The following is a 22512-nucleotide window of genomic DNA, read 5'->3' as shown; positions in this document are numbered from 1 at the left end:
CCCGGAAAAATGAAAATTGTCCCGCCGTTTACATCTTGGTGCCGACCGCCAATTCGGGCAGGGAACCCGGCTCCGGCGCGATTTCCTTTTCCCGTTCAAGTACCAGCTTAAGCGCTTCGCGCAGCTTTTCCTCTTCCTCTTCGATGGCGGTGGCGTTCGCAAGCATCAGCTTGATACGGTTTTCCTGGTTGATCTTGGTGGCGCCGGGGTCGTAATCGACCGCCACGATATTCGATTTGGGATTTCGTTCCTTGATGACGCGCATCATGCCCTTGCCCACGATGTGGTTGGGCAGGCAGCCAAACGGCTGCGTACAGACGATATTGGAAACGCCCGATTCAATCAGTTCAAGCATTTCGGCGGTGAGCAGCCAGCCTTCGCCCATCTTGACGCCGTGGCCAATATATCCGCGCACAAGATTGATGGTATGGGGGAAGTACCCGCCCGGTGAAAATTCGCCGTTCTGTTCGATTGCTACAATCACGTCCTCCTGCTTTTTGGTGAGCATCCGGAACACCTTTTCAAAAACCCACGCTTTGACCGCCCCCGGGCGGCCATAGAGCTTGTGATCCATGAGCTGATTGTAGATGCAGTAGAGGCAAAAATCCAAAAGCCCGGGGACAACCACCTCGGCGCCCTCCGAAAGCAGAAACTCCTCAAGGTTGTTGTTTCCGAGCGGCGAAAACTTGACATAGATTTCGCCCACGACCCCAACCCGCACTTTTTTCTGGCTGTAGCGCGGCATCGCCGCAAAATCTGCAATGATCTTTTTGTAATTGGCGCGCACCTGTTTATAGCTCAGGAGTCCGCGCCCTTTCATCTCATTGGTCAAATGCCAGGCCCAGTGATCGACCAGCGCGTCGGTCGCGCCCGCTACCATCTCGTAGGGCTTGCACTGGTTTGCCAGCAGCATCAAAAGATCGCCGTAGCTGACCGCATAAAAAATCCGGTCAAGCATCATCGGAGAAAGGGTAAAGCCCGGATTTTTCTCCATCCCCATACTGAGTGAGATGACCGGGATAAAGCCGTAACCGCTCTTTTGCAGCGCTTTGCGCAGCAGGTGGATATAGTTCGAAGCGCGGCAGCCGCCGCCTGTCTGGGTCATCAGCAGGGCGACCTTGTGGATATCGTATTTGCCGGATTCCAATGCGTTGATGAGCTGGCCGATGACCAGCAGCGCAGGGTAGCAGGTGTCGTTGTGGACATTCCGAAGGCCGCAGTCCACAACCTCTTTGCCGCTCGTTTCCAAAAGCTCGACCTTGTAGCCGTACTCCCGCAGGATGTTGAGCATCAATTTAAAGTGGATCGGCAGCATGGTCGGGACCAGGATGGTGTAATCCTTTTTCATCTCTTTTGTAAAGACTACGCGCTCTTCCTCAGCCATGGACGCCCACCTCCTTTGCCATGCGTTCCCGTTCGGCAACCGCCTCCAGGAGACTGCGGATGCGGATCTTTACCGCACCCAGGTTCGAGATCTCATCGATCTTGAGCTGCGTGTAGAGTTTGCCGCCGTCCTCCAAAATCACGCGCACCTCGTCGGTGGTGATCGCATCGATGCCGCAGCCGAATGACACGAGCTGCACCAGCTCCATGTCAGGCTGGGTGGTGACGTATTTGGCGGCGTTATAGAGCCGGGAATGGTAGGTCCACTGGTTGAGGACATGCACCTTGACCGGTTCAACCAGATCAGCCACACAGTCCTCCGAAACCACTACGATCCCAAACGAGGAGATCAGCCGGTCGATACCGTGGTTGATCTCCGGATCGATGTGATAGGGCCGTCCGGAAAGCACGATGATCTTTTTGCCGTGCCCGCGTGCGTAATCGATCGCGCGCCGCCCTTCGGCCTTCACATCCCGCATCCAGGCATCATAGGCCTCATATGCTGTTTTGGCAGCGTGCCGGACCTCATGGAGCGTGAGCGTTGGGAACGACTTCCACAGTTCTCCATAAAGCTTTTCTCCCATTTTGCGGGGGATGTGGATGCCCACATGCGGATAGATGAAATTGACCGGCTCCTGCGAGAGTTCCGCGACATTCGCGCGCAGCAGCTCCGGATAGTAGGCGACAACCGGGCAATTATAATGGTTGTCTCCCTTTTCCTCGTCAAAATTGTAGGTGAGACAGGGATAAAAGATGTCGGTCACACCTTTTTCGAGCAGGTTCTCAATATGCCCGTGCAGAAGCTTGGCCGGGTAGCAGACGGTGTCCGACGGGATCGAAAACTGCCCTTTGGTGTAGGTTTCGCGGGTGGAGATGTCTGAGAGCACGACTTCAAAGCCCAGATCACTGAAAAAAGCATGCCAGAACGGCACGTTCTCCAGCATATTGAGTCCCAGCGGCAGACCGATCTTCCCACGCCGCCCGCGCACCGGCGCGAGCTCTTTGATTTTCTGGAGCTTGTAGCGGTAAAGGTTCGGCAGGGTATCCACCGTGAAGTTGCCAAGGGGGCGCTCGCAGCGGTTTCCGCTGATAAACTTTTTGCCTTTTCCGAATGAATTGACCGTCAGGTTGCAGTGGTTGGTGCAATGCTGACAGATTGCCGATTTGGAAGTATGTACGAATTCCCTGAGGTCTGCCGCTGAAATCAGCGTGGACTCTGCGAGTCCCAGCTCCTTTGCGTAGAGCGCGGCGCCGTAAGCGCCCATCAGTCCGGCAATCTCCGGACGGACCACATTGCGCCCAAGCTCCATCTCAAACGCACGCAGCACCGCGTCGTTCAGAAAGGTGCCTCCCTGCACCACAATGTGTTCGCCGAGTTCGGCGGCAGACGAGGCTCGGATGACCTTGTAAATCGCGTTTTTGACCACCGAGATCGAAATGCCGGCGGAGATGTCCTCCACCGAAGCGCCTTCCTTCTGCGCCTGTTTAACCGACGAATTCATAAAAACGGTGCAACGGGAACCAAGGTCGACCGGATATTTTGCCAGCAGTCCGAGCTTGGCAAAATCCGCAACCGTATAGCCCATCGATTGGGCGAAGGTGCCGATGAACGAACCGCAGCCAGACGAGCAGGCTTCATTTAACATGATCGAATCGATCGAATTATTGCGGACCTTGAAGCATTTGATGTCCTGGCCGCCGATATCGAGGATGAAGTCGACCAGCGGGTTAAAATGCCGGGCGGCTCTCAGGTGGGCCATCGTTTCGACCAGCCCCGCGTCGACCGAAAAGGCGTTTTTGATGAGATCCTCACCATAGCCGGTCGCGGCCGAGCCCTTGATTTCGATGCGGCCCTCGCACCTCGGCAGCAGGTATTCGAGCTGCTCCTTCACAATCTGGACAGGATTTCCCCGGTTGGCGCTGTAATATTCGTAGAGGATTTCCTCCTGTTCGCTCATGAGCACCAGTTTTGTGGTGGTGCTGCCGCAGTCGATGCCGAGATAAGCTTCCCCCTCGTATTCCATAAGGTCCCGTTTCTCGACTGTGTCGCGCGCGTGCCGCGCGCAAAACGCCTCATATTCCGCTTTCTCCCTGAAAAGCGGGTCGAGCAGCCGGGAGGCGCGCACCTCATTGGTGGTGTCCTCAATCTTTGCAACCAATGTTTCGTAATCGATCGGCTGGCTGGTTTTTTCCGCATAAAGCGCTGTCCCCAGCGCAACCGCGAACCGCCCCATCTCCGGGAATACGGCGTTTTCGGGCGAGAGGTGCAGCGACCGGACAAATTCCCGGCGCAGGCCTTTGAAGAAGTAGAGCGGGCCGCCCAGGAACAGCACCTTGCCGGTGATCCGCCGTCCCTGCGCAAGGCCGGTGATCGTCTGGTCGACAACCGCCTTGAAGATTGAGGCGGCGATATCTTCCTTGCGCGCGCCCTGATTCAGGAGCGGCTGGATGTCGCTCTTGGCGAACACGCCGCAGCGGGACGCGATCGTATAAAGTTTTTCGCTCCTGAGCGAAAGTTCATCAAGCTCGGTAGGCGTCACGTCGAGCAGCGTCGCCATCTGGTCGATGAACGCGCCGGTGCCGCCCGCGCAGGAGCCGTTCATCCGCTCCTCGAGCCCGCCGGTGAAGAAGATGATCTTCGCGTCCTCTCCGCCCAGCTCAATCACCGCGTCGGTGCCGGGCTCCATCGTCTTGACCACCTCGCCGGTGGCAAAGACCTCCTGGATGAAGGGCATGCCCGCGGATTTCGCGACGCCAAGCCCCGCCGAGCCGGAAAACGCAATCGTGAACGGCTCGTCACCGATCGCTTCACGCGCGTCGCGCACGAGTTCCAGAGTCTTCTGGCGCACCTGGGACATATGGCGCTCATACCGCTGGTACACCATGTTGTTATTCTGTACCACGACAATCTTGACCGTGGTGGAACCGATGTCGATTCCAATTGTCATTCCCATTCAATTCTCCCTTTCTATTCCGCCGTTTTGGGCGGCAAAAGCGCGGCGGGCCGGATATCCCGCAACGCTATAATATCAGCTATTTTATCTTATCACGAATCATTTTTCCGGTCAATTTGTTTTCCGCCTAAAAAACAAGAAAATTCTACGAATTTCGTATGCTTTTGGCAATTTTCCGGCAAACCCTGGGACCGCTTCCATACAATATATCCGCACGGCTTCCTGAAAATACCGTCCCACAGGCATAACCGGCTGAAAAACCGACCATACTTTTAGAACGTAAGACCTTCCAGATTTTGATTCCAAAGGAGAAAGCATATGAAAAACGCACATCGACTGTTATCTGTTTTACTTTCCGTCATCCTCCTGTCCGCCGCATGCGCGGGCTGCACCAAAAAGGAATCAGGCGGTTCGTCCTCCGGCACCGCGTCCGGTGGGACAGGAACCCCCACCGGGACGCCGGAACTGTATATCTATTCTTCCAAAGGCGAGACCGCAACCCAATTTGAAGCAATGTGTAAAGCTTACGAGCAGGAAACCGGCGTGAAGGTGCGTTCCTTCTCGATCGGTTCCGGCCAGGATCATATGGAAACCCTGCGCGCAGAAATGCAGGGCAAAGCCGCCGACCAGCCCGCCATTTTCACCATCCAGGGCTATAAGGAGCTGATCGAATGGCGCGATTCAGGCGCGGCCTATAATTTCGAGAAGGCCCCCGCCGGCGCTTTCAAGGACATGGTGGATGCAATCCCGGAAAATATGCGTCTGACCACCGACGGCGCGGACAGCTATGGGGTGCCTTATAACGTGGAGGGCTATGGCTACATCCTCGACCACCGGATGCTCGCAGACCTGATGGACGCGGATGAAACCGCTGTCTTCAACGACCTGGTCGCTTCTTCGTATGACGAGTTCGCAGCTTTTGTACAGGCGGTTGACGCCTATATCAAGGCACCGTCCGCTGCCAGCGTTACCCTCAACGGCAACAGCTATGCCTTCAAAGCGGAAAAATCGAATCTCGCCAATAATCTGACCGGCGTGTTCGCGGTCGCGGCCAGCGAAAAGTGGACCTATGGCGATCACATGGTCAACGTCGCGCTGAACGCGGTCTTCCCGAACGTGGCGTCCGCCGCCAACGCAACCGATGAACAGCTTGAACAGCTGCGCGGGCCGATCCGCGATTTCGCAAAGGCGCTTGACCTCAAGACCACCTATCTCGCCGGAAGCGACGGCCCGGCCGCACGCGGGCAGGATTTCATCGTTGCGACCAACTACGGATATGACCCGACCCTGCAGCGGTTTGTCGACGGCAAGGCGCTCTTCATGAAAAACGGAAACTGGGTCGCACCCGCGATTGCGAATCTGGATGCGGACATGGCAGCCCACCTGACCTTCGTGCCGGTCAAACTGCCGATCACCCAGGAGGAAATCCAGGTGGAGGGGCTCACGGTCGAAAAATTCAACTCTTCGATTCCGGTTTTTGTCCCAATGTATTATGCGATCAACGCGAACAAGGACATGGCGACCATTGAGGCGGCCGAAGCATTCCTTGTCTGGCTGAATACCTCTGAAACCGGCAAACGCTATGTGACCGATGAGTTCGACTTCATCCCCTACAATGCCGATCCGTCAACCACCGAGCTGAACAATGCGCTTGGCAACAGCATTCTTGCCTATATGGAAACCGGCCACACGCTGGCCGCGCCCTATCACGGCGCGCCCGCCTCCTGGGGCGGCGACACGGTTGGGCTGGAGTTGATGGAGAACTATCTCACCAAGCCCGCCTGGACCGATGAGGATTACGATGCGATCGCGGACTTCGCCATCACCAAGTGGCGCGACATGCGCGGCTGATTTTCGCGCCCTTCGCGCGCCCGGGGAGTTGCCTCCGGCGGTCCTCTTTCTTGCCCGTGCAAGAAAGAGGAGAAAGAACACGCGCGGGGAGTTCCCCGCGGTCCCCGCCGCCGCTGGTTGCTTCGCAAAGGCGGCGGCTCCCTTAGGCTTCGCAACCTGCGCCGCGGCCGCTCCCAATAAAACGGCCAGCTCAGGACTGAACGCAGCGCTTTGCGCTCCCAGCGCGCGGCCGCAGGGGGGATTCCTTCCAAAAGGGAACGAACGATGTTTCGGGAGGGCCTGCAAACACTTTGCAGGCGAGCCGTATCGGCTCCAAAGAGACGGTCCGCCCGCCGTGCGCCGGAGCCCCGGCGCATGTACATAACCTCATCATCCAAGGAGGCCAAAGAAATGGAAGGCTACTATAAAAAATGGTTTTTTCCGCTGGTGCTTCCGGCAATTATATTATTCGTTTTGGTGATTTTGATTCCGTTTATACTGGGGGTAATTTATTCGTTCACCGGATGGCGCGGAACCTATTTTTCAGGCGGCGGCGCCTGGTATGAATCTTTCGTCGGGATCAAAAACTATCTGCGTGCGTTCCAGAACGAGCGATTTATGCAGAGCCTCTGGTACACCTTCCGCTATACGGTTGTGGCGGTCGTCGCCATCAATCTGACTGGGCTTGTCTTTGCGCTTCTGGTCAATGGCGTGCGGCGCGGCGCGGGCGCTTACCGGACCGTCTTTTTCCTGCCGAACCTGCTGGGCGGCTTGGCGCTCGGCTACATCTGGCAGATCATCTTCAACACCATTTATACCGATCTCCTGTTTGGGCCGAACGGGATCATCCCGGTGGATTTTCTCGCATATATGTTACAGGACCAGACCAAAGCGCTTTTCGCGCTTGCGATTATGATGGTCTGGCAGACTGCCGGGTATATGATGATTATTTACGTGACCGGGCTCAACAACATCCCGGGCGACCTCTACGAGGCGGCGGAGATCGACGGAACCACCTGGTGGCAGCAATTTTGGCATGTGACCGTTCCAATGCTGATGCCATCGATCACCATCTGTGTATTCCTCACGCTCGCCAACTCCTTCAAACTGCTCGATCAGAACATCGCCCTCACCGATGGCAATTTCGGCACCCGTATGCTGGCCATGCAGATCCTGCGCACCACCAAGGACACCACGCCGCCGGATTATGGGCTTGCGCAGGCGCAGGCGGTCATCTTCTTTGTGATGATCGCTGTTATCACGCTGGCACAGGTCTCCTTGACCAAAAAGCAGGAGGTGGAGCTCTGATGGAGGACAAAAAATATCATCACCGGGTCACGGCTGGGGATGCCGTCCGGTATCTCATCCTGACCCTGTTCGCAGTCTATACTCTGATGCCGCTTTATTTTCTGTTGGTGAACGCCTTCAAGAGCCAGTCGGAAATTGTTCGCAATCCGCTCGCGCTCCCGCAGAGCTGGGATTTTTCCTATCTGCAAAACGCGGCGGACAAAATCCACTTCCTCAAATCGCTCGGGCTCACTTTCGTGATTACCGCGGCTTCGATCGCGTTGATCGTTGTCGTGTCGTCGCTCGCGGCCTGGATGATGGTGCGCAACAAAACCAAAATCAGCGGGCTGATCTTTTTCCTGTTCGTTTCAGCCATGCTGATCCCATTCCAGTCGATTATGTATCCGCTGCTCTCCTTCATGGATACGCTCGGGCTGAAAAATACGCCCGGCCTCATCGTGATGTACGGCGGCTTTGGACTTTCAATGAGCGTATTCCTCTATCACGGCTTTATCAAAAGCGTACCGCAGGGGATTGAGGAGGCAGCCGTCATCGACGGGGCAAATATCCTGCAGGTGTTCTTCCTGGTGGTATTCCCGCTGCTCAAATCGACCACCGTGACGGTGATTATCCTAAACGGCATGTGGATCTGGAACGATTATCTGCTGCCATTTTTGGTGATCGGCAACGCCGAAGGCATCAAGACCTTGACGCTGGAGCTTTATTTTGCGAAAATACTGTCAGGGCAGTACGGAAGCCCCTGGGAACTCATCTTCCCGGCGGTGCTTGTTTCGGTGCTGCCGATCATCCTGGTTTTCCTCAGCTTACAGAAATATTTCATCAAGGGCATTTCGGACGGTGCGGTGAAAACCTGACGCGAATTTTTCAATCGGTTTGTCCTTATCCGGCGCAGCCGGTTTTCGCAAGATTGGGAAAACCGGTCCCGCGCTCCTTATCCCGAATCCGCCGCCAAAGGCGGCGGGTCGTCGCAGACGACTCTTTGCCGGGGGACACGGGGGTGGAAAGCCCCCGTGAGCAGCCGTCGCGCGTAAGCGCGCTTCGCCGTCAGGCGAGCAGGCTGCCAAGCGCGGCGTCCCTCGTTTTGCCAAAGCAGATTGCGCGCCATTTCTGCCGCAGGCAGCTTTCATGGAGCGCATTACGAGCCGCAGCGAGTATTTCGGAGGCCAACCGCCGCAGAGCGGCGGCTCTTAGGCCGTAGATCGGGGCCGCGGGGACACCCCGCGTGTGTTCTTTGGGTACTTTCTTGCACAAGCAAGAAAGTACTTTCGGGCGCCTGAAAGGCGCAAAAAAACGTTAGGAGGAACGATATGCAGCGTGCATGGTGGAAAGAGGCGGTGGTCTACCAGGTTTATCCCCGGTCTTTCTGTGATTCGGACGGCGACGGGATGGGGGACCTTGGCGGCATCCGCGCAAAGCTCGATTATCTCGAAGAATTGGGGGTCGACGTGATCTGGCTTTCGCCAGTCTATCAGTCCCCGGGCAAGGATAACGGTTACGACATCAGCGATTATCGGGACATTCTCCCGGAGTTCGGTACGCTCGCGGATTGGGACGCCCTTCTGGCCGACGTGCATGCGCGCGGCATGCGGCTCATTATGGATCTGGTCGTGAACCATACCTCCAACCAACACCCGTGGTTTCTGGAAAGCCGCAAATCGAAAGAAAACCCCTACCGGGATTATTACATCTGGCGGGATGGGAAAGGCGGGGAGGAGCCCAACAACTGGGAATCAATTTTTTCCGGATCGGTCTGGCAGTATGACGAACCAACCGGACAGTATTATATGCATCTGTTCACAAGGGAACAGCCCGACCTCAACTGGGAAAACCCCAAAGTGCGCCGCGAAATCAAGGACATTGCCCGATTCTGGCTCGACCGGGGGATCGACGGGTTCCGCATCGATACCGCGAACCTCTACGCCAAACAGCCTGGCCTGCCCGACGCGCCGGTCACAAAGGCCGGAAAGTACCAGGATGCGTTCAAGCTGCATTCCAACCTGCCGGCCAATCACGAATGGCTGCGCGAGCTGCATGATGAAGTCTTTGCTCCGGCGGGCTGCATGACCGTGGGGGAAACCTCCGGCGTGACGCCGCAGGACGGGCGCGATTACACCGATCCAAAACGCCGCGAACTGAATATGATCATCCAGTTCGGGCATATGACCATCGACGTTGGCAAAAACAAATGGGAAAAAGCCGAATACCGCCCCATTGAGCTGAAAAAGGTGCTGACCGCCTGGCAGGAAGGCCTGAACGGTATCGGGTGGAACTGCAACTACCTTTCCAACCATGACCAGCCGCGGCAGGTTTCCCGTTTCGGCAACGACACCCGCTATCGGTACGAAAGCGCCACCATGCTTGCCACCCTCATCCACACGCTGCAGGGCACTCCGTTTATCTACCAGGGGGAGGAGCTGGGGATGACCAATGTGCGGTTTGACCGGTTCGAGGACTTTCAGGATGTGGAAATCCATAATTGGATTGCCGCCGAACGCCAAAAACCGGATTTTAACCCTGTGGCCGCGCTCGCGCAGATCAACCGCATCGGGCGCGACAACGCCCGCACCCCTATGCAGTGGGACGACAGCGAGAACGCCGGCTTCACCTCCGGCACGCCCTGGCTGCGGGTGAACCCCAATTACCCCAAAATTAACGCAAAGGAGCAGCTTGCGAATCCACATTCGGTTTTTCAATACTACAAAAAGTTAATTCAATTAAGAAAACAACATGATGTATTTGTATATGGAACCTTTCAGGATCTTCTGCCGGACGATCCGGCGATCTATTCCTATGTCCGCACACTGGAGAGCGATCAGCTCTTCGTCCTGCTCAACCTGACCGGTGAGGATCTCCGGCTCGATGCAAAACCGCCTGCCGGAAAAATCCTGCTCTCGAACTACACAGGCAGGCCAGTCTGGGAGTCCGGGGTGCTTCTGCCCTATGAAGCGCAGGTCATCCTCTGCTGAATAAACCCCCGGGCCCTTCCCCAAAGGCCCGGGGGTTCTTTTTTCTTCACTTTCCAGCCGTGGAAAAATTCCGGTTCCAGTAGATCCGTTCAAAGGCGTTCACCGGCATCGGCCGGGCAAAAAAGTAACCCTGAACCACATCGCACCCAATCTCTGTGAGAAAATCGACCTGTTCAGCGGTTTCCACCCCTTCTGCCACCACCTGCATCTCCAGATGTTTGGCAAGCGCAACCACATCGGCCACCACCGAGCGCCCGCGGCCGCCGTCCGATTTCTCCCCGAAAAACGCCTTGTCAAGTTTCACCACATCGACCGGCAGGCTGCGCAGCAGGTTCAGGGAGGAATATCCGGTTCCAAAGTCGTCCATGGCAAAGGTGAATCCCTGCTTCTTCATTTGGATCATCAATTCCGCCGTGCGGTCGATGTTTTCAAAATCAAGCACGATGTTTTCGGTCAGCTCCAGCTGCAGATACCGGCAAGGCACCTCATACTGTTCCACAATCTGCCGCACCCGTTTTGCAAAGCAGCTGTCATGCAGGTGCAGGCGGGAGATGTTCACCGCGACCGGCACGGGTTCAATTCCCTCCAGCAGCCAGCCGCGCAGCGTTTCGCACACCCGTTCCAGCACAAATTCATCCAAGCTCACGATAAAGCCGTTCTTTTCAAACACCGGGATGAACGCGCCCGGCTGAATGATCCCCTTGGTGGGATGGTTCCAGCGCACAAGCGCCTCGGCGCCTTCCAGCGACCGGTTTGAAAGTTTGTACTTGGGCTGCAGATAAACCTCAAACTGTCCCTGTACAAGCGCCTCCACCATTTCATTTTCGATATTTTTCTCCGCGACGATGCGGTCCCGCACCGTGTGATCGTAAAAAGCGATCAGCTGGTCGTGAATCCCCTTGACCTCTTTGCGGGCAATGCCCGCCCGGTCGCTCATTACACTGAGGGAAAGGGTCTTGTCTTCGATGGGATAAACCCCGAAGGAAAACTCCAGCGTATACTGCACGCGGAAGCCCTCGTGCACCTGCCGGATTTTGGCATCAATCCGGGAGATCCGTGCAGCGGCCTCTTCCCGACCGTCATAATGCATCAGGAAATTGAAATTGTCCGCTGAGGACCGCGCAAACGGTTCATCCGGACCCAACTCCTTCCCAAGGATGCGCCAGACGTTGCACATCGTGCGGTTGCCTTCCTCATGGCCGAACAGATCGTTCAGAACCTTGAATTTATCGATATCAAAGCTTACCATGGCATATGGCGCGTCGCCAGAGGCGGCAAGCGCGGCGGTTGCGGCGCGCAAAAAACCATTCCAGTTCATTCCGCCGGTCACCGGGTCGGTATAGGCAAGCCGCTCCAGCTCATGCCGGTTGCGGTTCTTGCTGTGGACAATATACCAGCACATCCCGATCATAACCGTCAGCACCGAGACGCACGCAAACAGCGTCAGGCCACTGAGATAACCGAACCGGGTGGACACAACACTTGCAGAAACCGCGGAAACCATATACCAGTCGTTGACCCGGATATTCATGTAAGACATGTACCGCCGCTGGCCGGCGCGCCGGTATTCGATCACCCCGTCCCGGTCATGGGCCATATCATCCCGCATTTTTTCGAGCTGTGCGCTCTGCAGCTCGGTCCCATGGTCAAAGCCCCGAAAAACATTCCCCAAGCCGGGCATGCTGTCCGGATGCTCCGGATAGATCAGGATTTCCCCTTTCCGGTCGGTGATATAGGAATATCCCGCGCCGCCGAACAGACGCACATTCAGCGTGGACGCATAGACCGAGGCGTCGTTGGTGGCGTAGATCACACAGAGAATCTCGTCCTCATTATAGACCGGGGCAGCATAGACATAGATGGTTTTGCTGTCCACATAATCCTGCAACGCGTTTGAAACGACGGATTCTCCTTCCAGCGCGCGCTGGAAATATTCCCGCTCGCTCAGATCCATGGTGCTCTCTCCGTCGGTACGGTAGGCAGTGCCGTCCTTCAACACGAGACCCATCCGCTTGAAGCTGGTGGTCCGAACTTCTTTTTTCAGCATCTCAAGGCCCTTTTCGACCGTAAACTCCTCCAGCGAACCTATTGCGCCGGCAATGGTGCGAAGCATCCGCATATCGCCTTCCATCTGCTGCTCGACCACATTCGCCCCTTGCCGCGACACCTCCGAAAGATATTGCAGCGCTTCCTCTTTGAGCGAAGCGTTCACCGAGCGGATATAAAACAGAGCGCAGCAGACCAGAACCAGCACTGCCAGCGTCAGCAGGGCGGCCGTTTGCAGAATATTTTTTTTGTCCTTGGCATTTTGCATACAGTCTCCTATTTTTGCGGCCCCTGCTTTTCCCAGCCAGACTTATGGTAGCATATCTGCAGCAATTTGTCACACTTATTTTTACATCGGGCCCTCTTTTTTGCCGCGGAATACCTTCTCCCGGAGCCACTGCCGAAACGCTTCGAGCTGCCCGGCGGTGTGGAAAAAGTGCTCCCCGCCGGCCATCACTGTATGGCCGCAGCAAAACCGCCGTGCAAAATCGGCCGTAACCGCCGCTGGGCACAGGCTGTCAAGGCTGCCGGAAAGGATCTCGGTCGGGGCCTCCCAGCGTTTGACCGGATGCTCCCGGACGTAGCAGAAATAGTCCCAGTAGAGCGTCTGTCCAAACGGCGTGTCAATCTCCTGTTCCGCCTGAAGGCGCGCTTCGCTCACGCTGGCCGCCTGCATCATCCCGCGGATGAGCGCCTCCATGTCGGTCACCGGGGAGAGAAACGCCGCCTGCCGGATGGGCGCGTCCTCGAGGGCGATCAAGCTGAAATACGCCCCCATGCTACAGGCGAACAGGCCCAAATCGTCCGATTTTTCCAATGCAAAGTCCAGGACTGTCCGCAAATCCCGCACGCAGTCCTGTACCTTGCAGGCCGTGCCGCCGGCTTTGCGGGCGCCATGGCCGGGCAGATCAAAACTCAATGTGCGGCTGCCCGCCAAATCAGCTTCTTTGGCAAACAGGGCGATCACTTCGTCCTCCTTGTGGGAGAGGTTTCCATGCACCGCCAAAAACAGCCTGCCACCCGGTTGTTCTCCCCACAGGACGGCGGGGATGCCTGCGATCTCGATATGTGTCCGTTTCATAGAACCCCTTCTTTTCACATTTCATACAGCCGCCTTTCCCAGTTTACCGTCCAAAAGGCTCCCTGTCAATGAAAAGAAAAGCGCCTGCGATCATGCAGGCGCTTTGTTCTTTTTCAGTTTTACCGCTTTGATGACCTTCAGCCGGGAAAATTCCTCGCGGTCTTTTTCCTCCAGCGCGTCGGTGATAAATTTGATCGTCTCCTGATAGCGCGGGATCACGATATTCTCCAGCGCGTTGGCGCGCCGCTGGGTTTTGCGGATTGCATTTGCCAGGCGGTAAACGCTGTTCTCCACCTCGGCCAGCAGGGCGGTGATCTGTTTTACCTTTTCAAAGCAGACGACCGCGTAGTCAAAGCGGGAATTGGTCTGGTCGATGCCATAGCACATCTCGATCTTCCGCTCGGCCAGATGCACATTGGGGATTTCCACCCCCATCACACTGCGGTAGGTGATGGACAACCCATCGTCAATCGGAACCGCCAGCGCGGTCTCCCGGACCACACCGAGGGTGATATTCGCATCCTGCAGCGCCTCATAAGCCTGGGCATAGGTACTGCTGATCTCGCCGCGCAGGGTCTTTGCCTTGTCGATGAGCAGCATCATTTCCCGGATGAGGATATTGCGCTTGCGGTCGAGCAGGTCGAACCCCAGCGTCGAAAGCGACAGGGATTTCTGCAGCGCCATCAGGCTGCCCTTGGTTGGGGTCACATTCAGTTCATTTGCCATCTTGCTCCCTCCCGGCGCGCCCGGTTACGACGCCGACGGCGCGCTGCCGAACTTTTCAAGCGCGGCCTCGGGACGGTAGTACTGGGCGAGCACTTTTTCACTGACGCGGTCGAGCTCCTCACGCGGCAGCAGCGAAAGCAGCATCCATCCAAGGTCGAGCGTCTCTTCGATCGAACGATTTTCCCGCGCGCCCTGGTTGACAAAGTGCTGCTCAAACATCCTGCCGAAATACATATACTTTTTATCCACCTCGGACAGCTCCTCCTCACCAATGACCGATGCGAGCGCCCGCGCGTCCTGTACCTTGGCGTAGGCGGCGAACAGCTGATTCGAGCAGTCGGAATGGTCGGCGCGGGTATAGCCTTCGCCAATGCCGTCCTTCATGAGGCGGGAAAGGGAAGGCAGAACCGCGATCGGCGGATAGACGCCGGTCTGGTCGAGCTGCCGGTCGAGCACGATCTGGCCTTCGGTGATATAGCCGGTGAGGTCCGGAACCGGGTGGGTGATGTCGTCATTGGGCATCGTGAGGATTGGTACCTGGGTGACCGAACCGGAACTGCCCTCGATGATCCCGGCGCGCTCATAAAGGGACGCCAGGTCGGAATAAAGATAGCCGGGGAAGCCCTTCCTGCCCGGGATTTCGCCCTTGGAGGAAGAGAACTCGCGCAGCGCCTCGCAGTAGGCGGTGATGTCGGTCATGACAACCAGCACATGCATGCCGTGCTCAAACGCAAGGTATTCCGCGACGGTCAGCGCACAGCGCGGCGTCAGGATGCGTTCGATGATCGGGTCGTTCGAAAGGTTCAGGAACATGACGACCTTTTCCATGACACCGGCCTCTTCAAACGAGCGGCGGAAGTAGTCGGCCACGTCGTTCTTGGCTCCCATGGCGGCGAAAACGATGACAAAGTTCTGTTCATCGGTGCCGGAAAGGCGCGCCTGACGCACCATCTGAACCGCGACCTTGTTGTGACCCATGCCGGAGCCGGAAAAAATCGGCAGCTTCTGGCCGCGGATCAGAGTCGCAAGCGCGTCGATGGTGGAGATGCCGGTGTTGATATAGTTGCGGGGATATTCGCGGGTGACCGGGTTCATCGGCTTGCCGTTGATGTCGGCGCTCTTTTCACAGAAAATCTCCCCCAGCCCATCGATCGGGCGTCCGGAACCGTTGAAAATACGGCCGAGCACCTCGGTGGAAAGCGGCATCTCCATCGGGTGCCCGAGCAGGGTGGTCCGCACGTTGGTGAGCGACATGCCGCGGGTGCCTTCAAACACCTGGATCACCGCGCGGTCCCCCTCAATCTGCACCACACGGCCGAACCGCTGTTCGCCGCTTTCCATCTTGAGCGCAACCATTTCGTCGAACGAAACACCCGCCACATGGTCCAACGCGATCAGTGGGCCGTTGATTTCATTGAGTCCTACAAATTGCAGCATTCCTGACCGCCCCCTTAAAACGCACGATCAAGCTTGCCCAGCTTGTCGTCGATTTCTTTATAATAGTCGTCAAACAGCGCGAGCTGATCGTTCGGGATATCATATTTGATCTTGGTGATCTTTTCAAAAAGGCCGGTATCGACAATTTCGGAAATCGGCACGCCGCGCGCCACGACTTCCTGGCATTTTCGGTAGAAATAGAGCACCACCTGCATCATCTTGAGCTGTTTTGGGAGGGGGACGTAGGTGTCGTCGCGGTGGTAGGCGTTCTGCTGCAAAATGCCGACGCGCACCACCTTCGCGATTTCGAGCACCAGCTTCTGGTCGTCCGGCAGCACGTCGGAGCCGATCAGCTTTACGATCTCCATCAGCTTGTTTTCCTCGAGCAGCAGGGTGGAAATCTCCTGCCGCCGTTCGAGAAAGTCAGGGGAGATGTTCTTTTCGTACCAGTCCGCCAGATCGTCTAGATATTCGCTGTAACTGGTGTTCCAGTTGATCGCCGGATAGTGGCGGGCATAGGCCAGGTTCTTGTCGAGCGCCCAGAAGCAGCGCACAAACCGCTTGGTGTTCTGGGTGACCGGTTCGGAGAAGTCCGCGCCCTGCGGCGAGACCGCGCCGATGATCGAGACCGAACCTTCCGTGCCGTTTAAATTCTTCATATAGCCGGCGCGCTCATAGAATTGGGAGATCCGGCTCGGCAGATAGGCGGGGAAGCCCTCCTCGGCGGGCATCTCCTCCAGGCGGCCGGAGATCTCCCTGAGCGCCTCGGCCCAACGGGAGGTCGAATCAGCCATGACGGCGACGTGGTAGCCCATGTCGCGGTAATATTCCGCCAGCGTGATGCCGGTGTAGATCGACGCCTCGCGCGCCGCGACCGGCATGTTGGAGGTGTTTGCGATCAGCACGGTGCGCGCGGTCAGAGGCTTTTGGGACTTGGGGTCGATCAGGTCGCCGAACTCCTTGAGCACCTGGGTCATCTCGTTGCCGCGTTCGCCGCAGCCGATGTAGACGATGATGTCCGCGTCCGACCATTTGGCAAGCTGATGCTGGGTCATCGTCTTTCCGGTGCCAAAGCCCCCCGGCACGGCGGCGGTGCCGCCCTTGGCAATGGGGAAGAGGGTGTCGATAACCCGCTGTCCGGTGATGAGCGGGCGGTCGATCGGCAGGCGCTCTGAGACCGGCCGCGAAACGCGGATGGGCCACTTCTGCGCCAATGCGAGATCGTGGGTTCTGCCCTTCTGGTCGCGGACGGTAATGAGCGTGTCAAAGACCCGGTAATCCCCGTCCGGCCGGACCGAAACCACCTCTCCGGAAAGATCCGGCGGGCACATGGCCCGGTTTTCGATGATGGCGGTCTCCTGGGTGACGGCGTAAACGTCCCCAGGCGCGAGCATATCGCCCGCCTTCACGCGAATCTGGACAGGCCACTTCTTTTCGGTGTCGAGCGACGGGATGTCCGCGCCCTCCGGGATGAACGGGCCGGACTGTTTTGCAATCTCGCCGAGCGGCCGCTCGATGCCGTCAAAGATGTTCGAGAGGATGCCCGGGCCCAAGGTCGCGCAGAGCGGCCCGCCGGTGCCCTGCACCGGTTCGCCGGGCTTTAGCCCGGTGGTGACCTCATAGACTTGGATAGTGGTCACCTCGGAAGAGATGTTGATGACCTCTCCGATCAGGCGTTTGTGCCCGACGTAGACCATCTCCATCATTTGAAAATCAACAGCGTTTTTTACGGTGACAACCGGGCCGTTGATTGAGTAAACTACATTTTCATTCAATCTTTATCCCTCCGTCGTCACGCAAAATTAAAGTTGGAATGGCTGTAGAACCAATCCTTCTGTTCGGCAAGCGCCGCGTCGAGGCTCAAATCCGCCTCGATCCCACGCGCAAGGTTATACAGGATCGGACCGCCGAGCGTGATATTCTCGTCGTCCGCCGTGATGGTGCAATCGCCGTAAATCTCCTTGATCAGATTGGAAAACCGCAGGTCCGCCGTACGGACCCGGATCTCGCTTCCCGGATAGAAAAAGTCCTGGGCAAGCATTTTGACCCGTTTTTCAAAAAACGCGTCGTAGGAGCCGCTTGCCGCGAAGTCCGCAAGCCTTTTGCGGGCCGCTTCGAGCACCTCGCCGAGGTACTGTTCGCGCCGCTGATAAAGCTGCTTTTTGAGCGCGAGGGTTTCCCGGGAAATTTCCTTGATATTTGCTGTCTGGATTGCGGAAATCTGTTTTTGGATTTTATGGTAAAGCTCCTCGAGGAGGCGGTTTTCCTCCTTTTCGAGCTCATTGTGTTTGAGCTGTTCGGTATCAGCTAAAATCTGTTCGCGCTCGGCGTTCGCTTTTGCCAGGATCGCCTGTTCAAACGACTCCAGCTTGGTTTCAATCGTCTGTTGCTGTGTCATATCATTTCACCTCATTCTCATGCAAAGTCTGCCGAATGAGCCGGCCTTGCTATAACTTCACGCCGATGGCCTCGCTGACATATCCTTCGATCATCTTCGAGACGTCCCCCGAACCGTGCCGGTCCGGGACCTCCACGATGAGCGGACGTTTTTGGGTCAGCTTGTATCGGTAGATGGCCTGCGGGCAGGCATTGATGAGCTTTTCGGTCATCAGCACGACGCCGATTTCCGGGTCCGCCATCACCCGCCGGAGTGACTGCAGGACTTCTTCATGCGAGTGGATAACCTCGCCTTCGATGCCTGCAAGGCGCATGCCAACCATCGTATCGGCATTGTCGCTGAGCGTATAAAATTTCATGGTATCAACCCCTTTTCAGGTGTCGTTGCGATCGTTTCCCTCATATTGTCACAAACTTTGCGCAGGCGCTGTCAAACCCGGCATCAAAGCTTGTTGATCAGCAGAATTGAAATCAGCAGGCCGTAAAGCGCGACGCCTTCGCCCAGAACCACGAAGATCAGCGTCTTACCGAAGGCTTTCGGGTCCTCGGAGAACGCGCCGATCGCGGCGGGGGCGGTGGAGCCGATTGCGATGCCGGCGCCCAGGCAGCTAAGCCCGGTTGCAAGCGCGGCGGCCAGATAGCCCAACCCCGCGTTATTGTCCGCCGCGGCGGCAGCGGCAACGGTCGCGGTCGCCGGATCAGCCGCAGCCGAAACCCCGACCGACAGGGTCACAAGCAGCACCGCAGCTGTGAGGAACACGCCCGCGTTGGCGATGACGCGACGCCTGGATTTCGGGGTGGAACCGGATTTCAGGACAGGGACAAGCAGGATCGCCGCGAGGAGCACTGCGGCGGTTGGAATCAAAAATAACATCATCTTTCTTAACCTCCAATGAATTCATATTTATCAGGTTTCTTCTGTGGGGGAAACGGTAATCGGTGTAAAAGGTTTGCCGTCGCCGTCGAAATAACGGCTGAACATTTCATAAAATTCCAGGCGCAGTACCTGGATTCCCACGATGAGCCCTTCCATGCCGATGACAAACAGGTTGCCGATCACCACCACAAACGGGCTGCCGGTCGAGCCGACCATTTCGGACAGCGCGAACACCACCGCCATCATGCCGGCATGGCTCAATACAAAGCCGCCGACACGCAAAAAGGACATCGTGTTGGAAAAGAAGCTCAGCACCACCTCGAACAGCTCGAAAACGCCTTCGGTCAAATAGGCGCCCAGGCCGTCGTGGGGTTTTGCTTCGGAAAACGGGACGCCGTACGCAAGCTTGCCGATCGGCTCCTTGAACAGGATGACCACAAGCGGCAGCACGATCAGCCCCAGGACATAGCTCATGCTGAACAGGTTTTTGCCGGTGAGAAAAATTGCCACCGCGCCGACCAGGATGGAGCCGTAGAAGACAAGCCCCGCCACGCCGTTCGCGGAAAAGAATGCGCGTTCAAAGTCGTGCCGCCGAAATCCGATATAGACGTCCAGCAGGATCGAAATGATAATGAGCGCCACGCCCAGCCCGACCGCGCCGAGCAGGATGATATTGGTCATATCGGGCGCCATGACTTCGATCGGCTTGCCGGGCAGCCCCATCATTCGGAACACCGGGTCAAGCAGGTGCTCAAAACCGAACACTGAACCGTACAGGGTCCCGAAGATACACGAAAAGATACCGACCCGGTTGATCACCCTGCCGATGTTCATCTTTTTAAACTTCCACAGCAGCGCGCCGGCAATCACGAGCAGGAGCCCCTGCCCCAAATCGCCGAACATGATGCCGAAAAGCAGACTGTAGGTGAAGGCCACGAACGGCGTCGGATCAAAGTCGTCATAGGACGGCAGGCCGTACATCTCGACGAACATCTCAAACGGTTTTGCAAACCAGCCGTTTTTGAGCTTGGTCGGCGCGGTGACGCGCTTATCCGAATCGTGCGGCTTGAGCTCCACCGAAACGCCGCTGAGATCCTGCAAGCTCTTTGCGAACGCCTGTGCGCGGTCCTCCTCAATAAAGCCGGTGATATAGAATACATCCAGGAACTGCCGTTTCAGAACCGAAACATATTTTCGCATCTCAAACGAATCGGAAAGGAATTTGAGGCGGGTATAGACCTCGTAAAAGGCATCCTTCTTTTCTTCCACCAGTTCGGCAATTTTGCGTTCCACCCGCCCGAGCTCCAGCCGGTTCTCCTTGAGGGTATGCTCCAGCTGCTCAAACGCCTCCTCTGGGGTACCGTGCACGAAATCGGGCACCCGCAGCCGCTCAAAGTAAAGCGAGGAGAAGATGTCGTCCACCACCGGAGCGTTCTCGATCAGCGTGAGGTAAAGCCCCCACCGGTAATCCTGCTCCACGTCGAATGGGATGAAGATGAACGGCTTATCCGCGTAAAGGGACAGCTTCTGATAGCTGTCCAGCGGGATGCGGCCGAACCGCGGCCGGATATATTTGCAGGAAAACAGGTCGTCGAGGTCGACGTCCAGCTCGTTGATGTGCTTTAAGTGCACCAGCACGCTGTTGTCCTGTTCAATCTCGCTTTTGAGGAAGTTGCGCCGCTCATTGAGCAGGTCAAACCGCTCTTTAAACTCGTTGTAAAAATCGATGTAGTACTGGTTTGAGCGTTTCAGCGACTCTCCGGGCCGCGTTTTGTCCTGCGGCATCAGCTTCGGGTTGAGCCCCGCCGCGACCCCCAGGTTGGTGAGCCTCCCAAGCGGGTCGAGATACGGGTTTTCATCGGAAAGCGGCACAAATCCATGGATTCCCTCAACCGACTGCATCGACTTTTCGGGATGAAAATCGCCCCTGTCCAAACATCGGATGATCACATCATCCAGGCGGCTCATATCGCCAATGATGTTGACCAGCGACAATTTGGCTATCGCCATATTACTCCCATCCTTTCTCCGGCAACCATTTACACCCCACGGAATCCCCAAAAGCCCTGCGCGCCTGTTGCCGGCTTCCGGCGGGGCCTGTAATACCCAAGTATCTGAAAACCGCCCTCATGCGGAATAGAGCAGTTTTTCAATTTTTTCCGGAGGCAGATGGTACCGCACGCCTTCAATAATGCGTATGATATTTTCCACTTCCATTGTGCGCAGAAGCATCAGCGCGGTAAAGACCACCTGCGGGTCTGTCGAGAAGCGCAGCCGTTTGAGATCCAGCCGGTACCGGATGTTGCCGGTCGCGCCTTCGATATAGGTGGTATCGGGGGTGATCACCTTCCCGTAGATGGTCCGCGAGAGCCGCTGCAGAAACTCCTGCGCATCCCGCGCCGCAATCAGTTCGTCGAGCGTCCTGCGGCTGAGGCGGCAGGTAAACGGAAGCAGCATCGCGCGCACCTGGTCGGGCGACGCATGAAAATACGCTTTCAGGCGGTACATCATGTTGATATTCATCAGTTCCGCCCGGATCGTGACCAGCTCGGTGAGTTCCTTGCGCGCGGTCCCGCGCGCGGATCTGCATACCTGTCCGAGCAGCGTTTCAAAGTAATAGGTGCGCAGCGCCAGCTCATAAGCGGTGTAATCCACCTGGTTTTCCACCTGGGGATGCGCTTCCATGCACTTTCGGAAGACCGGCCCAAATTCGGTGTTTTCAATGATCTTCATCACCTGGCCGACATTCTTCACACCGACCAGATCGAGGACATGAAAGCTGATATACGGCTGAATAAAGGTCGGCAGGCTGGCGATATATTCGTCGTCCGGCCGCGCGGAAATGATGTCGCGCAGGCAGGCGAGAATCAGCTCGATCTCGATGTCCATTACAACATAGTTATAGATGCCCTCGTTTTTCGGCGCATACCGGATCAGCCGGACATAATGGTAAAAGGCGTCCTTGTGCAGCAGGCTTTCCAGCTGCCCGCGGTGGACAGTCGATTCCTGCACGCCCGCGAGCGCCGGGGCATAGGAGGTCTTTTCCTTTAAAAAGGCGGCGATCTCCTGCACCGACTGCTTGCGCAGCAGTTCATCATACTGCGCCGGGGAAAGCATGTTCCCGTAAATGGCGCGGCATTTTGTCATGATCGCGTTTGCATATTGCGGCATTGGATCACCCGCCTATACAATGCGAAACGATCTGCTCCACCCATTCGCCGCTTTTCCGCTGGAACTGTTCCTGCAACCGCTGTTCCTGCTCCGCGTAGCTCCTGCGAATTTCAAGGAGCTTCTCATTTTTTTCCGCTTCGGCCTGTGCCTTGTAATAGTCGATGCGGTGGTCACAGCGAGCCCGGTACTGCTGTGACATTTCCTGTTTGTAATCGCTCATATGGTCTAGGATTTCCCGGCGTTGATCCTGGGCCTCCCGCACAATCTGCTGTCCTTTCTGATCGTACTCGACCAGGAGCCGTATAAACCTTTCCACCATACCATCCCTTTCTTGCG

Annotated in this window: 17 protein-coding genes; 4 read left to right on the top strand and 13 right to left on the bottom strand. The window is 56.8% G+C overall.

Features of this window, described 5'->3' with window-relative positions:
- Positions 1-28: 28 nt before the first annotated feature.
- Together BN4275_RS06880 and BN4275_RS06875 are read right to left on the bottom strand one after the other, a co-directional pair.
- Complete coding sequence (locus tag BN4275_RS06880; protein ID WP_066455873.1) at positions 29-1384, bottom strand: 2-hydroxyacyl-CoA dehydratase; 1356 nt, start codon at positions 1382-1384, stop codon at positions 29-31.
- A complete protein-coding gene (locus BN4275_RS06875) occupies positions 1377-4337 on the bottom strand; it encodes an acyl-CoA dehydratase activase (RefSeq protein ID WP_066455871.1) in 2961 nt (986 codons plus the stop codon). The genes BN4275_RS06880 and BN4275_RS06875 overlap by 8 nt, the downstream gene beginning before the upstream one ends.
- Before the next feature lie 318 nt (positions 4338-4655).
- Here BN4275_RS06875 and BN4275_RS06870 point away from each other — a divergent pair, with 318 nt between their 5' ends.
- From BN4275_RS06870 to BN4275_RS06855, 4 genes are all read left to right on the top strand, one after another.
- Positions 4656-6188, top strand: a complete 1533-nt coding sequence (locus BN4275_RS06870) for an extracellular solute-binding protein (RefSeq protein WP_066455868.1) — start codon at positions 4656-4658, stop codon at positions 6186-6188.
- A gap of 390 nt (positions 6189-6578) precedes the next feature.
- Positions 6579-7475: a carbohydrate ABC transporter permease gene (locus BN4275_RS06865; protein ID WP_066455866.1), complete on the top strand. Its 897-nt coding sequence runs from the start codon at positions 6579-6581 to the stop codon at positions 7473-7475.
- Positions 7475-8329, top strand: coding sequence for a carbohydrate ABC transporter permease (locus BN4275_RS06860; RefSeq protein ID WP_066455864.1), 855 nt, complete (start codon positions 7475-7477; stop codon positions 8327-8329). The genes BN4275_RS06865 and BN4275_RS06860 overlap by 1 nt, the downstream gene beginning before the upstream one ends.
- Before the next feature lie 453 nt (positions 8330-8782).
- Entirely contained in the window at positions 8783-10441 is a 1659-nt protein-coding gene (locus BN4275_RS06855) for a glycoside hydrolase family 13 protein (RefSeq protein WP_066455861.1), read from the top strand.
- Between the two features lie 46 nt (positions 10442-10487).
- On the opposite strand, the gene BN4275_RS06850 is transcribed toward BN4275_RS06855, so the two are convergent.
- From BN4275_RS06850 to BN4275_RS06800, 11 genes are all read right to left on the bottom strand, one after another.
- Complete coding sequence (locus BN4275_RS06850; protein ID WP_066455859.1) at positions 10488-12755, bottom strand: bifunctional diguanylate cyclase/phosphodiesterase; 2268 nt, start codon at positions 12753-12755, stop codon at positions 10488-10490.
- Between the two features lie 81 nt (positions 12756-12836).
- On the bottom strand, positions 12837-13568 hold the full coding sequence (locus BN4275_RS06845; RefSeq protein ID WP_066455850.1) for an alpha/beta hydrolase: 732 nt from the start codon (positions 13566-13568) through the stop codon (positions 12837-12839).
- A gap of 90 nt (positions 13569-13658) precedes the next feature.
- Positions 13659-14294, bottom strand: a complete 636-nt coding sequence (locus BN4275_RS06840) for a V-type ATP synthase subunit D (protein ID WP_066455848.1) — start codon at positions 14292-14294, stop codon at positions 13659-13661.
- Between the two features lie 24 nt (positions 14295-14318).
- Positions 14319-15731 (bottom strand): V-type ATP synthase subunit B, encoded by a 1413-nt coding sequence (locus BN4275_RS06835; protein WP_066455842.1) that lies wholly within the window; start codon positions 15729-15731, stop codon positions 14319-14321.
- A 14-nt stretch (positions 15732-15745) separates the two neighbouring features.
- Positions 15746-17506 carry a V-type ATP synthase subunit A gene (locus tag BN4275_RS06830; protein WP_066455840.1) on the bottom strand — a complete coding sequence of 587 codons (1761 nt, stop codon included), beginning with the start codon at positions 17504-17506 and terminating at the stop codon, positions 15746-15748.
- A gap of 17 nt (positions 17507-17523) precedes the next feature.
- On the bottom strand, positions 17524-18129 hold the full coding sequence (locus BN4275_RS06825; protein WP_066455838.1) for a V-type ATP synthase subunit E: 606 nt from the start codon (positions 18127-18129) through the stop codon (positions 17524-17526).
- A 49-nt stretch (positions 18130-18178) separates the two neighbouring features.
- Positions 18179-18487 (bottom strand): V-type ATP synthase subunit F, encoded by a 309-nt coding sequence (locus tag BN4275_RS06820; protein ID WP_066455836.1) that lies wholly within the window; start codon positions 18485-18487, stop codon positions 18179-18181.
- An 83-nt stretch (positions 18488-18570) separates the two neighbouring features.
- Positions 18571-19005: an ATP synthase subunit C gene (locus tag BN4275_RS06815; protein ID WP_066455833.1), complete on the bottom strand. Its 435-nt coding sequence runs from the start codon at positions 19003-19005 to the stop codon at positions 18571-18573.
- 30 nt (positions 19006-19035) lie between these two features.
- Positions 19036-21015, bottom strand: a complete 1980-nt coding sequence (locus BN4275_RS06810; protein ID WP_066455831.1) for a V-type ATP synthase subunit I — start codon at positions 21013-21015, stop codon at positions 19036-19038.
- A gap of 117 nt (positions 21016-21132) precedes the next feature.
- Positions 21133-22176 (bottom strand): V0D/AC39 family V-type ATPase subunit, encoded by a 1044-nt coding sequence (locus BN4275_RS06805; RefSeq protein ID WP_066455829.1) that lies wholly within the window; start codon positions 22174-22176, stop codon positions 21133-21135.
- Between the two features lie 4 nt (positions 22177-22180).
- Positions 22181-22495, bottom strand: a complete 315-nt coding sequence (locus tag BN4275_RS06800) for a hypothetical protein (protein ID WP_066455827.1) — start codon at positions 22493-22495, stop codon at positions 22181-22183.
- Positions 22496-22512 lie beyond the last annotated feature (17 nt).

This window comes from Anaerotruncus rubiinfantis (assembly GCF_900078395.1).
In the GTDB taxonomy this organism is placed as follows: Bacteria; Bacillota; Clostridia; order Oscillospirales; family Ruminococcaceae; genus Anaerotruncus; species Anaerotruncus rubiinfantis.
The sequence above is the reverse complement of the archived record's forward strand: the minus strand, read 5'-3'. Positions and strand labels throughout refer to the sequence as shown.

Coding starts and splice junctions, on each gene's coding strand:
- BN4275_RS06880 (WP_066455873.1), bottom strand. CDS start 1,384: ATGGCTGAGGAAGAGCGCGTAGTCTTTACAAAAGAGATGAAAAAGGAT.
- BN4275_RS06875 (WP_066455871.1), bottom strand. CDS start 4,337: ATGGGAATGACAATTGGAATCGACATCGGTTCCACCACGGTCAAGATT.
- BN4275_RS06870 (WP_066455868.1), top strand. CDS start 4,656: ATGAAAAACGCACATCGACTGTTATCTGTTTTACTTTCCGTCATCCTC.
- BN4275_RS06865 (WP_066455866.1), top strand. CDS start 6,579: ATGGAAGGCTACTATAAAAAATGGTTTTTTCCGCTGGTGCTTCCGGCA.
- BN4275_RS06860 (WP_066455864.1), top strand. CDS start 7,475: ATGGAGGACAAAAAATATCATCACCGGGTCACGGCTGGGGATGCCGTC.
- BN4275_RS06855 (WP_066455861.1), top strand. CDS start 8,783: ATGCAGCGTGCATGGTGGAAAGAGGCGGTGGTCTACCAGGTTTATCCC.
- BN4275_RS06850 (WP_066455859.1), bottom strand. CDS start 12,755: ATGCAAAATGCCAAGGACAAAAAAAATATTCTGCAAACGGCCGCCCTG.
- BN4275_RS06845 (WP_066455850.1), bottom strand. CDS start 13,568: ATGAAACGGACACATATCGAGATCGCAGGCATCCCCGCCGTCCTGTGG.
- BN4275_RS06840 (WP_066455848.1), bottom strand. CDS start 14,294: ATGGCAAATGAACTGAATGTGACCCCAACCAAGGGCAGCCTGATGGCG.
- BN4275_RS06835 (WP_066455842.1), bottom strand. CDS start 15,731: ATGCTGCAATTTGTAGGACTCAATGAAATCAACGGCCCACTGATCGCG.
- BN4275_RS06825 (WP_066455838.1), bottom strand. CDS start 18,129: ATGACACAGCAACAGACGATTGAAACCAAGCTGGAGTCGTTTGAACAG.
- BN4275_RS06820 (WP_066455836.1), bottom strand. CDS start 18,487: ATGAAATTTTATACGCTCAGCGACAATGCCGATACGATGGTTGGCATG.
- BN4275_RS06815 (WP_066455833.1), bottom strand. CDS start 19,005: ATGATGTTATTTTTGATTCCAACCGCCGCAGTGCTCCTCGCGGCGATC.
- BN4275_RS06810 (WP_066455831.1), bottom strand. CDS start 21,015: ATGGCGATAGCCAAATTGTCGCTGGTCAACATCATTGGCGATATGAGC.
- BN4275_RS06805 (WP_066455829.1), bottom strand. CDS start 22,176: ATGCCGCAATATGCAAACGCGATCATGACAAAATGCCGCGCCATTTAC.
- BN4275_RS06800 (WP_066455827.1), bottom strand. CDS start 22,495: ATGGTGGAAAGGTTTATACGGCTCCTGGTCGAGTACGATCAGAAAGGA.